Origin of the sequence: Stenotrophomonas sp. SORGH_AS_0282 (genome assembly GCF_030818125.1) — a bacterium.
In the GTDB taxonomy this organism is placed as follows: Bacteria; Pseudomonadota; Gammaproteobacteria; order Xanthomonadales; family Xanthomonadaceae; genus Stenotrophomonas; species Stenotrophomonas rhizophila_A.
In genome coordinates this window covers 1,670,902-1,682,877 of record NZ_JAUTAB010000001.1, presented here as the reverse complement: position 1 = coordinate 1,682,877, position 11,976 = coordinate 1,670,902, and the positions used below count along the sequence as shown (strand labels likewise).

Annotated in this window: 11 protein-coding genes; 7 read left to right on the top strand and 4 right to left on the bottom strand. The window is 68.6% G+C overall.

Going from position 1 to position 11,976, the window contains the following annotated elements:
- Positions 1-18 precede the first annotated feature (18 nt).
- A complete protein-coding gene (gene serC / locus QE395_RS07370) occupies positions 19-1,104 on the bottom strand; it encodes a phosphoserine transaminase (RefSeq protein WP_306988250.1) in 1,086 nt (361 codons plus the stop codon).
- Between the two features lie 179 nt (positions 1,105-1,283).
- Positions 1,284-2,084 (bottom strand): FHA domain-containing protein, encoded by an 801-nt coding sequence (locus tag QE395_RS07365; RefSeq protein WP_093536024.1) that lies wholly within the window; start codon positions 2,082-2,084, stop codon positions 1,284-1,286.
- 123 nt (positions 2,085-2,207) lie between these two features.
- On the opposite strand from QE395_RS07365, the gene QE395_RS07360 reads away from it, so the two are divergent.
- From QE395_RS07360 to QE395_RS07350, 3 genes are all read left to right on the top strand, one after another.
- On the top strand, positions 2,208-2,483 hold the full coding sequence (locus QE395_RS07360; RefSeq protein WP_217537534.1) for a polyhydroxyalkanoic acid system family protein: 276 nt from the start codon (positions 2,208-2,210) through the stop codon (positions 2,481-2,483).
- An 88-nt stretch (positions 2,484-2,571) separates the two neighbouring features.
- On the top strand, positions 2,572-3,063 hold the full coding sequence (locus QE395_RS07355) for a phasin family protein (RefSeq protein WP_095362712.1): 492 nt from the start codon (positions 2,572-2,574) through the stop codon (positions 3,061-3,063).
- A gap of 220 nt (positions 3,064-3,283) precedes the next feature.
- Positions 3,284-4,300: a restriction endonuclease gene (locus tag QE395_RS07350; RefSeq protein WP_068852798.1), complete on the top strand. Its 1,017-nt coding sequence runs from the start codon at positions 3,284-3,286 to the stop codon at positions 4,298-4,300.
- A 3-nt stretch (positions 4,301-4,303) separates the two neighbouring features.
- Here QE395_RS07350 and hutC read toward each other — a convergent pair whose 3' ends face one another.
- Both hutC and QE395_RS07340 read right to left on the bottom strand, forming a co-directional pair.
- A complete protein-coding gene (gene hutC, locus QE395_RS07345) occupies positions 4,304-5,032 on the bottom strand; it encodes a histidine utilization repressor (protein ID WP_093532590.1) in 729 nt (242 codons plus the stop codon).
- A gap of 31 nt (positions 5,033-5,063) precedes the next feature.
- On the bottom strand, positions 5,064-6,443 hold the full coding sequence (locus QE395_RS07340) for a formimidoylglutamate deiminase (RefSeq protein ID WP_306988246.1): 1,380 nt from the start codon (positions 6,441-6,443) through the stop codon (positions 5,064-5,066).
- 63 nt (positions 6,444-6,506) lie between these two features.
- Between QE395_RS07340 and hutI the strand changes: the two genes are divergently transcribed.
- The 4 genes from hutI to hutU are packed head-to-tail and all read left to right on the top strand — an operon-like array spanning position 6,507 to position 11,783.
- Positions 6,507-7,706 carry an imidazolonepropionase gene (gene hutI / locus QE395_RS07335; protein ID WP_306988244.1) on the top strand — a complete coding sequence of 400 codons (1,200 nt, stop codon included), beginning with the start codon at positions 6,507-6,509 and terminating at the stop codon, positions 7,704-7,706.
- Between the two features lie 23 nt (positions 7,707-7,729).
- A complete protein-coding gene (gene hutH / locus QE395_RS07330) occupies positions 7,730-9,271 on the top strand; it encodes a histidine ammonia-lyase (RefSeq protein ID WP_068852807.1) in 1,542 nt (513 codons plus the stop codon).
- Complete coding sequence (hutG, locus tag QE395_RS07325) at positions 9,268-10,122, top strand: N-formylglutamate deformylase (RefSeq protein ID WP_093532572.1); 855 nt, start codon at positions 9,268-9,270, stop codon at positions 10,120-10,122. The genes hutH and hutG overlap by 4 nt, the downstream gene beginning before the upstream one ends.
- Positions 10,119-11,783, top strand: a complete 1,665-nt coding sequence (hutU, locus tag QE395_RS07320) for a urocanate hydratase (RefSeq protein ID WP_306988242.1) — start codon at positions 10,119-10,121, stop codon at positions 11,781-11,783. Before hutG ends, hutU begins: the two co-directional genes overlap by 4 nt.
- The last annotated feature ends 193 nt before the right edge of the window (positions 11,784-11,976 follow it).

Sequence of the window (11,976 nt, the reverse complement as noted above, 5' to 3'; positions counted from 1 at the left end):
GTTACAGATTCGGGAACGTCAGCCGTTGCGTTGCTGGAAATCGCGCATGAAGGCGGCCAGCGCCTGTGCGCCTTCCACCGGCAGTGCGTTGTACAGCGAGGCGCGGATGCCGCCGACGGCCTTGTGGCCCTTCAGCGCCAGCAGCCCGGCGGCCTTGGATTCGCTCACGAAACGGGCGGTGAGGGTTTCGTCAGGCAGGAAGAACGGAATGTTCATGCGTGAACGCGCGGCAGGCACCACCTCATTGCGGTAGAAGCCGCCGGAGGCATCGATGGCGCCGTAGATCAGCGTCGACTTGACCGCGTTGCGGCGCGCGAATTCTTCCACCCCGCCCTCGGCGAGCATCCACTGGAACACCAGCCCGGCCAGGTACCAGTTCCAGGTGGGCGGGGTATTGAGCATGGAATCGCGGGCGACGTGCGAGCGGTAATCGAAGATGTCCGCGCGCGGCTGGCCACTGCGCTCGAGCAGGTCGCGGCGCACGATCACCACCGACACGCCGACCGGGCCCAGGTTCTTCTGTGCACCGGCGTAGATCAGGCCGTAGCGCGAGACATCCAGCGGTTCGCTGGCGATGGAGGAGCTGAAATCGGCGAACAGCGGCGCGCTGCCGACCTCCGGGGTGTCACGGAACTCGACGCCGTGAATGGTTTCGTTGGCGGTGATGTGCACGTAGGCGGCATCGTCGGACAACTGCCACTGGCTGCGCGGCGGGATGTCATGGAAACCACCGGCTTCGCTGCTGGCGGCCACGTTGACCCGCACGTAGGGGCTGACCTGCTTGATCGCGGTCTTGCCCCAATGCCCGGTGAGCACGTAATCCACGGTCTGCCCGGGGGCGGCGAAGTTCAGCGCGAGCAGGGCCTGCTGGGTGGTTGCCCCGCCGGCCAGGAACATCACCGCGTAATCGTCCGGCACACCGAGCAGGCGGCGCAGATCGGCTTCGGCCTGGGCGGCAACGGCCATGAACTCCGGGCCGCGGTGGCTCATTTCGACAATGGAGGCGCCAGCGCCGTTCCATTCCAACATCTCTTCCTGCGCCTGGCGCAGGACCGATTCCGGCAGGGTTGCAGGGCCGGCACTGAAATTGAACGCGCGCGTCATGTCACACCTATGGGGCAAGACCCCTAGTATGCCGCAGCGCACCAGCCTTTAGGCCTTGCAGGACAAGGCGAAATTGGTTGCATCCGAATCTATCGACGCCGCCACACGACCAACGGTCGTGTGCTACCGGCGATCGTGCGACACAGGGGTAGCGCCCGACCGTTGGTCGGGCGACGCGTTCAACGCGCGCCGAACCAAAGCAGCAGGCTGATCAGGCCGGCCAGCAGCAGCGCGCTGCCGAGCAGCCACGGCCAGCGGCTTACCCGCTTCGGCTTGGCCTGGGCTTCCACCGGCGATGGCAGGTCGAGCAACTCGTCCTCCTCATCGCTGACCACCCGCTTGCGGCCGTCGTGCGGCACTTCCAGCACGAACCGGTGCTGCGCATCGAAGACCAGCTGGTCACCGGGCTGCAGCCAGCAGTGCCTGACGCTGACGCCGTTGACCCGGGTCGATTCGCCCGCCCCCAGATCCCGCAACAGCAGGCGGTCGCCGTGGCGTTCCAGGCGCGCGTGCTGTTCGGCGAACGCGGGATCGTCGATCACGATGTCGGATTCGGCGCCGCGCCCGATCACCCGCGGGCGGTCGAGGGTGAAGCTGCGCCCGTGGTGCTGGCCACCCACCCCGCGCAGCAGGCGCTGGTCCTCCCCACTCTCATCGCTGCGCGACGGGGCGTGGTTGAGGGCCTCGCATTCGCCCTGGATCAGCATTTCCACGCCGTCGGCGTAGACCGCGTCGCCGGGCCGCAGCAGCGCCATGCGCCGCACCGGGCGACCATTGACGTGGATGCCGCGCATGCCGGCGGCTACCTGCAGCCACAGGCCGCGGTCGTCCAGGCAGAACTGGGCCAGCAACAGCGTGCCGGCCGCGTCGCCGCCCAGGCGGACGCTGCCCGAGGCATGGCGCACGATGCGCTGTACCCCGGGCCGCAACGGCTGGTCGGGGTGTTGGCGATGAGTGAAGTGAACAAGCAGGTTCTGCACGCGGCGCAGCCTAGCAGGTTGGATGTCAGGGAAGATAGAGAAGTGTGACGCACTGCTTGGAGTTCTGTCTGCGGATGCGCACAATGCACGCCCGTTTCCCGCTACCACCTGTCAGGAGTCCGCATGTCCCGCATCGATATCCGCCACGACCACACGCTGTCCACCGAAGCGGCCCGCGACGCGATCGAGGCGATGGCGGCCAAGCTCACCGACAAGTTTTCCCTCAAGACCCAGTGGGACGGCGATGCGCTCGCGTTCAACGGCTCCGGCGTGAATGGCCAGATCGAGCTGCTGGCTCACCAGGTGCGCGTGGTCGCCGACCTGGGCTTCCCGGTGTCGATGATGAAGGGCATGGTCGAAGGCGAAATCCAGCGCGTCCTGCAGGAAAAGCTGGCCTGAACCGCTGGCGTGGCGGCGGGCACGCCATCACGCCGCGCAATCGAAGCGCTGGGTAGGATCAAGGGGTGGCCACTCACAGGATCGCCCCATGAATACTCACGACGACTACGATGACCGCACCGGCGAAAAGCCCTCGCTGCAGGATCAGGCCGAGCGCTTCTCGCGCAGGCTGACCGGTTCGGCGCAGCAGATCTGGCTGGCCGGGCTCGGCGTGTTCGCACGCGCCCAGGCTGAAGGCAGCCGCGTTTTCGACGACCTGGTCAAGGAAGGCGAGTCGGTGGACGCGCGCAACCGCGAGCAGGCCGGCGACACCCCGCGCTGGCGCGACAACGTCGAGGAACACCTGGGCGAGGCGCGCGAAAAAGCCGCCGGCACCTGGGACAAGGTCGAGAAGGCCTTCGACGACCGGGTCCAGGGCGTGCTCAAGCGCCTGCATATCCCCACGGCAGAAGACGTGGCGGCGCTCAATGTGCGGATCGATGCCCTTACCGCCCGGCTCAACCGCGCCGAGGCCCGTAACGCCTCCCCCAACGCAGACCCACGGCCCGGCACCCACCAGTCGCCCGGTTCGGACCCCTGAGCGCGGACCACACTGTTCCGTACGGCGATTGTTGCAAAGCAGCACCACTTTGTTGACAATCGAAATCGACCCGCCAATTGCTTCTGCGCCGTTTGTTCCCTCCCCTCACGGCTAAGGATTGGCGGGTTTTCTGTGTGCGCGATCTCAAAACGACATCCCGCAGACAGGGGCGGGCGCATATAAACTGTCGTCTGCGCCTCCGTGTTCATCTCTAGGTCCCATGTTCTCCTGGATTCTGGCTCTCCTGCTGGCCCTCGTTGTCTGGTCCCTGGCCGCTGCCTACTTCTGGCTGGTGAAACGCCGCCGCAAGGAGACCCGGCTGGGGCTCAACGCCTTGGCCGGCATGCACTGGCGGGACTTCTCGGAAATCGTCCGGCGCGCCCTGCACGAACAGCGCGGCCTGCAGGACGTGACCGGCGAGGCCGACGACAGCCGTGAGCCCAGCAGCGACTTCCTGATGCAGGACGCCCAGCACCAGCGCTACCTGGTGTCGTGCAAGCATGGCCGCGCCTACCGGATCGGCCGGGCGGCGGTGAACGAGCTGGGCGCCGCGGCGCGCCTGGCCGGTGCCCGCGGCGGCATCCTCATCACCGAAGGCATGGTCGAGCGCGATGGCCGTTCCACCGCCGACAAGCAGAACGTGGAAGTGCTGGATGGAGCGCTGCTGTGGCCGATGCTGCAGCCTTACCTGCCCGGTGACGTGGAAACCCGCGTCAAGCACGCGGCACGCCGCGAAGCGGTGCGGCGCATCTCGATCGCCGGGCTGGGCTCGCTGACGCTGGGTCTGCTGGTCGGCATGGGATACCTGACATCCCGCCTGGACCAGGCAGCCCAGGCGCCCGCGCCGGCGTCGGCCCCCGTGCAGGCAGCGACCCCGCCGGCGCCCACCCCGCCCGCTCCAGTCGCCCCTGCACCTGCTGCGCCGGCCAACCCGGCCCAGACGGCCGCCGCGCCAAACCAGATCCTCGGCACCGTGGCCGACCCGGATGCGGCCACGCTGGCGGTGTACCAGCGCGAACTGGCAACACTGCTGGCCCAGCAGGAGGGCGTGCTCAGCGCGTTCTGGCAGACCCGGCAGACGCTGGCAGTCAACCGCTCGGCCGAGATCGACGAGGTCTGGCCCCGCATCTGCACCCAGGTGAAGCGCTATCCGGCACTGCGCACGGTGCGCATCCAGCTCAATCCCCGCATCAACACCGACGAGCCGGTGCGCTGGCGCCAGTGCGCCACGTCGTAAGGATCAGCGCGCGCCGGGCGCGAACCGGGCCACCAGGTCCCAGGCGTCGCCCAGGAACATCTGCCGCACGCAGGTGATGGGCTGGTCGCCGCGCCAGGTGAGGCGGTCAATCACCAGGCACGCGGTGCCCAGCGGCACTTCAAGCAGGGCCGCTGCTGCGGCATCGGCGCCCCACGCACTGATCCGGTGCTGGGCGCGGGTCCACGACACGTTCTGCAGCAGCCAGCTGCCCGGCGCGGTCGTGTTGAAATCCACGTCCAGCACTTCGGGCACCCCGACCGGGCTGATCAGCCGGTATTCGAGCGCGAACGGCCTGCCGTCGGCACGGTGCAGGCAGCGGATGGCCAGCAGTTTCTCGCCAGCGGACAACGCCATTTCTTCATCCACCTGCGTGTCCGGCGCGCGATAGGCGCGGTCCAGCAGCTGGTAGCCGTACACATGGCCGCGCGCACCGACCGCCATGGCGATGTCGGGAATCTCCAGCGCCACCTGTTCCAGGTGCGGCGGCTGGCGCGCCACGAACGAGCCGGCGCGACGCCGGCGCTCGATCATGCCGCTCTCAGCGAGCGCGGTGAGCACCTTGTTGACGGTCATCCGCGAGCAGCCGTACTGCTCCATCAGCTCGTGCTCGTACGGAATGCGGAACCCCGGCGCCCACTCCCCACTCAGGATGCGGCTCTCGAGGTCGGCACGGATGCGCTGGTTGAGGGTTTCGGCTTTCTTGCCGGTCACGCGGGAATCCTGGTAGGGGTGGCGGCCACGTTCAGTGCGCGGCAAGCACGCCGCGAAGGGCGTGGGCAAAGCGCGCCGCTACGGCGTCGCGCTGCAGGTGGCGGCCTTGCCGTACCAGCTCGCGCCCCCCGCGCCAGACCGATCGGACGGCGCCATTACGGGCGGCGAACACCCAGCTGTCAAGCCAGGCATCGCCGTCGCGCGCGATCAGCGCCGGGTGCTGCGGGTCCAGTTCCACCACGTCGGCCGGCGCACCGGGCTGCAGGCCAGTGGTGACGCCCAAGGCCTGCGCGGCGCCCTGCAGCGACTGTTCAAACAGCCAGCGCCCGCTGGAAACGCCTTCCTGCGGCGCGAGCACGTTACGCCCACGCAGCTGCAGGCGCTGCCCGTATTCGAGCAGGCGCAGCTCTTCGGCCGCATCGATCAGCACGTTGGAATCCGAGCCCACCCCGAACCGGCCGCCGCCCCGCGCGAAGGCCTGCATCGGGAACAGCCCATCGCCCAGGTTGGCCTCGGTGATCGGGCACAGCCCGACCACGGCACGGCTGGCCAGCATGCGCTGCACTTCGTCGGCATCGACGTGGGTGGCATGCACCAGGCACCAGCGTTCATCGACGGCGGCGTGTTCGTACAGCCAGCGCACGGGACGCAGCCCGCTCCAGGCCACGCAGGCATCGACCTCGCGGGTCTGTTCGGCGATATGGATGTGCACCGGGCCGCGGTTGAGCGGCAGCAGCGCCGCCAGCTCCTCGCCGGTCACCGCGCGCAGGCTGTGCGGCGCGATGCCCAGCACCGCATCGTCCTGTCCGCGCAGCGCATGGCGGCAGCCGTCGAGCAGCGCGGCGAACCCGTCCACGTCATGCAGCAGCCGGCGCTGGGCCGGGTTCGGCGCTGCGCCACCGAAATCGGCGTGCGCGTAGAACACCGGCAGCAGGGTCAGGCCGATGCCACTGCCCTGCGCTGCCGCGGCGATGCGCGCGGCCATCTCGGCGCGGTCGGCATACGGCGTGCCGTCCGGGGCATGGTGCAGGTAGTGGAACTCGCCCACGCGGGTGAAGCCGGATTCGAGCATCTCCACGTAGGCCTGTTCGGCGATGGCCTGCACCGCATCGGGCTGCAGGTGGGCCAGGAACCGGTACATCAGTTCGCGCCAGCTCCAGAAGCTGTCGCCGCTGCGCCCGCCGATTTCAGTCAACCCGGCCATGCCGCGCTGGAAGGCGTGGCTGTGCAGGTTGCCCAGCCCGGGCAGCGCGATCGCCAGCGCCGTGTCGCCAGGCTGCGCGGGCGCGCCCGGGGTGACCGACTGCAGGGTGCCGCCAGCGCAGACGATGCGCACATCGCGCGCCCACCCCTGCGGCAGCAGGGCATGGTCGGCGTGGAAAGCGAGGACGGAAGCGGGGTTGGCTGGCATCACTGGACATCCCGGAAGTGGCGCCTATATTGTATAGACATATAAGCCGCCGTGGTTGCTGCCATGCACTGTGACACCCTCTGGACCAACGCCCACCTGATCACCGTCGACGGCCCTGGCCTGGGCGTGATCCGCGACGGGGTGATCGCCGCCCACGACGGGCGCATCGTGCACGTCGGCCCGGCCGGTTCCGAAGCGCACCTGCAGCCGAACCGCCGCGTGGACTGCGGCGGACGCTGGATCAGCCCGGGGCTGGTCGACTGCCACACCCACCTGGTGTACGCCGGCAACCGCGCCAATGAATTCGAACAGCGCCTGCAGGGGGTGAGCTATGCCGACATCGCCCGTGCCGGCGGCGGCATCGTCTCCACTGTGCGCGCCACCCGTGCCGCCAGCGAAGCGGAGCTGCTGGCGGCCAGCCTGCCGCGGCTGGACGCGATGCTGGCCGAAGGCCTCACCACGGTGGAAATCAAATCCGGCTACGGCCTCTCGCTTGACGATGAAACCAAGCAGCTGCGCGTGGCCCGCGAGCTGTCGCGGCAGCGCGCGGTCGAGGTGGTGCCCACCTTCCTCGGTGCACACGCGGTGCCGCCAGGGCGGCAGGCGCAGGAGTACATCGATGAGGTGTGCAACGTGATGATTCCGGCGGTGGCCGCGCAGGACCTGGCCGAAGCGGTCGATGTGTTCTGCGAGAACATCGCCTTCAGCACCGCGCAGGCCGAGCAGGTGTTCGTGGCCGCGCAGGCGCACGGCCTGGCGGTGAAGATCCACGCCGAACAGCTCAGCAACCAGCACGGCGCTGCGTTGGCCGCGCGGCATGGCGCGCTGTCGGCCGACCACATCGAACACCTCGATGCAGACGGCATTGCCGCGATGCGTGCTGCCGGCACCGTGGCGGTGCTGCTGCCGGGCGCGTTCTATTTCACCCGCGACACCACCCTGCCCCCGATCGACGCGCTGCGCGCGGCCGGCGTACCGCTGGCACTGGCCACCGACAGCAACCCCGGCACCTCGCCGCTGACCAGCCCGCTGCTGGCCATGAACATGGCCGCAACACTGTTCCGCATGACCGTGGACGAGTGCATTGCCGGCTTCACCCGTGAAGCGGCGCGTGCGCTGGGCCGGCAGGCGCGGATCGGCCGCCTGGCGATTGGGCTGGACTGCAACCTGGCCGTGTGGGACATCGAGGCGCCTGCCGACCTTGTCTACCGCATCGGCTTCAACCCCCTGCACGCGCGCGTGATGCGCGGCGTATCCGTCTGAACATAGAGATGCCTGGAGATTCCATGAGTACGACCCTGACCCTGCAGCCCGGCGCGGTGACGCTGGCGCACTGGCGCGCGATCTTCGACGGTGCCCGCGTGCGCCTGGACCCCGCGTCGGCCGAAGCGGTACGCCGCAGCGCGCAGACCGTGGCCGACATCGTGGCCAAGGGCGAGCCGGTGTACGGCATCAACACCGGCTTCGGCAAGCTGGCCAGCGTACGCATCGAACGCGACGACCTGGAAACCCTGCAGCGCAATATCGTGCTGTCGCACGCCGCCGGCGTCGGTGAGCCGATGCCCGCGCCGGTGGTGCGCCTGATGATGGCGCTGAAGCTGACCAGCCTGGCCCAGGGCGCCTCGGGCATCCGCCCGGAAACGCTCGCCTTGCTGGAAGCCTTCCTGCAGCACGACCTGGTGCCGGTGATTCCGTGCCAAGGCTCGGTGGGCGCCTCGGGCGACCTGGCGCCGTTGTCGCACCTGGCCAGCGTAATGATCGGCGTAGGCGAGGCATTCGTCGGCGGCGAGCGCCTGCCGGCCGCCGATGCGTTGGCCCGCTTCGGCCTGGCGCCGCTGGTCCTGGGCGCCAAGGAAGGCCTGGCCCTGCTCAACGGCACCCAGTACTCCACCGCTTATGCGCTGGCCGGGCTGTTCGAGATCACCACCGTGTTCCAGGCCGCGCTGGTCACCGGTGCGCTGTCGGTGGAAGCGGCCAAGGGCTCGGATACCCCGTTCGATCCGCGCATCCACCAGATCCGCGGCCAGCGTGGCCAGATCGCCACGGCTGCGGCGCTGCGCAGGTTGATGCAGGGCTCGGCGATCCGTGAATCGCATCGCGACAACGACGTGCGCGTGCAGGACCCGTACTGCCTTCGCTGCCAGCCGCAGGTGATGGGCGCGGCGTTTGATGTGATGCGCCAGGCCGCCACCACGCTGTCGATCGAGGCCAATGGCGTGTCCGACAATCCGCTGGTGTTCACCGATACCAACGAAGCGCTGTCCGGCGGCAACTTCCACGCCGAACCGGTTGCGTTCGCCGCCGACATGCTGGCGATGGCGGTGTGCGAGATCGGTTCGATCAGTGAACGCCGCACCGCGATGCTGGTCGACCCGGCGCTGTCGGGCCTGCCCGCGTTCCTCACCCCGAAGCCGGGCCTGAATTCCGGTTTCATGATTCCGCAGGTGACCGCCGCCGCGCTGGTTTCGGAAAACAAGCAGCGCGCCTACCCGGCCAGCGTGGATTCGATTCCCACCTCGGCCAACCAGGAAGACCACGTCTCGATGGCCGCGCATGGCGCACGCCGCCTGCTGCAGATGGCCGAGAACGCGGCCAACGTGGTAGGTATCGAGCTGCTGGCCGCCGCGCAGGGGTGCGACTTCCACGGTGGCCTGCGCTCCAGCGATGCGCTGGAAGCAGTGCGCCAGCGCCTGCGTGCGCAGGTGCCGACCCTGCAGGATGACCGCTACTTCCACCCGGACATGCTGGCCGCCACCGCGCTGGTGCGCAGCGGCGCGCTGGCCGAAGGGCTGGCCGACATCCTGCCGCAGGTGGAGCCGCTGGCATGACCGCGCATCCGGACTGGCTGCAGGTGCATGAAGGCGATGCGCCGCTGATCGTCAGCTTCCCGCACACCGGCACCGAACTGCCCGATGCGCTTGCCGGCGATTTCGTGTCGCCGTGGCTGGCCCGCCGCGATGCCGACTGGTGGGTGCATGAGCTATATGAGTTCGCGCAGCGCATGGGCGCCACCACGGTGCGTTCGGCGATCTCGCGTTCGGTGATCGACCTCAACCGCGACCCCAGCGGCGTCTCGCTGTATCCCGGGCAGAACACCACCGGGCTGTGCCCGCTGACCACCTTCGACAGCCAGCCGCTGTACCGCCCGGGCCGGGAGCCGGATGCCGACGCGATCGCCCAGCGCCGCGATACGTATTTTGCGCCCTATCACGCGGCGCTGGCCGCGCAGATCGCGCGCCTGCGCCAGCGCCACGGTACCGTGGTGGTATACGACGCGCATTCGATCCGCTCGCACATCCCCCACCTGTTCGATGGGGAGCTGCCGCAGTTCAACCTGGGCACTGCCGGTCCCTCCGGCGCGCCGGATACCTCCTGCGACAACGCGCTCAGCGATGTGGTGGAGAACCTGTGCCGGATCAGCGGCCTGTCGCATGTGCGCAACGGCCGCTTCAAGGGCGGCTGGATCACCCGCCACTACAGCGACATCGCCGGCGGCGTGCACAGCCTGCAGATGGAGCTGGCCTGCCGCGGCTACATGCACGAACCCGAACCCGAACAGGTGGACGTGCACAGCTGGCCCACCCCGATCGACCCCGACCACGCTGCGCCGCTGCGCCACACGCTGCAGCAGGTGCTTACCGCCTGCCTTGAATTCGCGAACTCCCGGAGTGCTGCATGAGCCGTCACGATTCCACCCGCACCATCATCGCCCCCACCGGCAGCACGCTCACCGCCAGGAGCTGGCTGACCGAGGCGCCGTTGCGCATGCTGATGAACAACCTGCACCCGGACGTGGCCGAGCGCCCGCAGGAACTGGTGGTGTACGGCGGCATCGGCCGCGCCGCGCGCGACTGGGAAAGCTACGACGCCATCATCGAGACCCTCACCCGCCTGGAAGACGACCAGACCCTGCTGGTGCAGTCGGGCAAGCCGGTGGGCGTGTTCCGCACCCATGCCGATGCACCGCGCGTGTTGATCGCCAACTCGAACCTGGTGCCGCGCTGGGCCAACTGGGACCACTTCAACGAGCTGGATAAGAAGGGCCTGGCCATGTACGGCCAGATGACCGCCGGCAGCTGGATCTACATCGGTGCGCAGGGCATCGTGCAGGGCACCTACGAAACCTTCGTGGAAATGGGCCGCCAGCACTACAACGGCAGCCTGGCCGGCAAGTGGCTGTTCACCGGCGGCCTCGGCGGCATGGGTGGCGCGCAGCCGCTGGCCGCGGTGATGGCCGGTGCCTCGTGCCTGGCAGTGGAGTGCCGCAAGAGCAGCATCGAGATGCGCCTGCGCACCGGCTACCTGGATACCTGGACCGACAACCTGGACGAAGCGCTGCGCCTGATCGAGGAATCCTGCACGGCCAGGAAGCCGCTGTCGGTGGGCGTGCTCGGCAACGTCGCCGACGTGCTGGACGAACTGCTGGTGCGCGGGGTCAAACCGGACCTGCTGACCGACCAGACCTCCGCGCATGACCCGGTCAACGGCTACCTGCCGCAGGACTGGACGGTGGAGCAATGGGACGAACAGCGCGTGAGCGCGCCGAAGGTGGTCGAGAAAGCCGCGCGCGCGTCGATGGCCAACCACATCCAGGCCATGCTCGCCTTCCATGCGCTGGGCGTGCCGACCGTGGATTACGGCAACAACCTGCGCCAGATGGCGTTGGAAGAAGGCGTGGAAAACGCCTTCGATTTCCCCGGCTTCGTGCCCGCCTATATCCGCCCGCTGTTCTGCCGCGGCATCGGCCCGTTCCGCTGGGCCGCACTGAGCGGCGACCCGGAGGACATCGCCAAAACGGATGCGAAGGTGAAGGAACTGATTCCGGACAACCCGCACCTGCACCGCTGGCTGGACATGGCCGCCGAGAAGATCAAGTTCCAGGGCCTGCCCGCGCGCATCTGCTGGGTCGGCCTGGGGGACCGTGATCGCCTCGGGCTGGCGTTCAACGAAATGGTCGCCAACGGCGAGCTGAAGGCACCGGTGGTGATCGGCCGCGACCACCTGGACAGCGGAAGCGTTGCGTCGCCGAACCGCGAAACCGAAGCGATGGCCGACGGCTCGGACGCGGTCTCGGACTGGCCACTGCTCAACGCCCTGCTCAATACCGCCAGCGGCGCGACCTGGGTGTCACTGCACCACGGCGGCGGCGTGGGCATGGGCTTTTCGCAGCACGCCGGCATGGTGATCGTCTGCGACGGCACCGAAGCCGCCGCCAAGCGCATCGCGCGCGTGCTCTGGAACGACCCGGCCACCGGCGTGATGCGGCATGCGGATGCGGGCTATGAGATCGCGATTGAATGCGCGAGGGAGAAGGGGTTGGATCTGCCTGGGATTCTTTGAACGCATGCCGCCCAGCTTGAGGTCAGCATGGCCGTGCCGGGAGCCCGGGAAACCTGTTTCTCACCCAGGCCGCACGCTCCGCAGCTTGGTAGGGTCGCATCCCGATCGACTGCCGATAGCCACACCGCGCCCCGTGGCGGCATTGCAATGATCGGGATCGCCTCTCCCGAAGCAGCGTGGTTGCAGGCGTCCA

Coding starts and splice junctions, on each gene's coding strand:
- serC (WP_306988250.1), bottom strand. CDS start 1,104: ATGACGCGCGCGTTCAATTTCAGTGCCGGCCCTGCAACCCTGCCGGAA.
- QE395_RS07360 (WP_217537534.1), top strand. CDS start 2,208: ATGTCCCGCATCGATATCCGCCACGACCACACGCTGTCCACCGAAGCG.
- QE395_RS07355 (WP_095362712.1), top strand. CDS start 2,572: ATGAATACTCACGACGACTACGATGACCGCACCGGCGAAAAGCCCTCG.
- QE395_RS07350 (WP_068852798.1), top strand. CDS start 3,284: ATGTTCTCCTGGATTCTGGCTCTCCTGCTGGCCCTCGTTGTCTGGTCC.
- QE395_RS07340 (WP_306988246.1), bottom strand. CDS start 6,443: ATGCCAGCCAACCCCGCTTCCGTCCTCGCTTTCCACGCCGACCATGCC.
- hutI (WP_306988244.1), top strand. CDS start 6,507: ATGCACTGTGACACCCTCTGGACCAACGCCCACCTGATCACCGTCGAC.
- hutH (WP_068852807.1), top strand. CDS start 7,730: ATGAGTACGACCCTGACCCTGCAGCCCGGCGCGGTGACGCTGGCGCAC.
- hutG (WP_093532572.1), top strand. CDS start 9,268: ATGACCGCGCATCCGGACTGGCTGCAGGTGCATGAAGGCGATGCGCCG.
- hutU (WP_306988242.1), top strand. CDS start 10,119: ATGAGCCGTCACGATTCCACCCGCACCATCATCGCCCCCACCGGCAGC.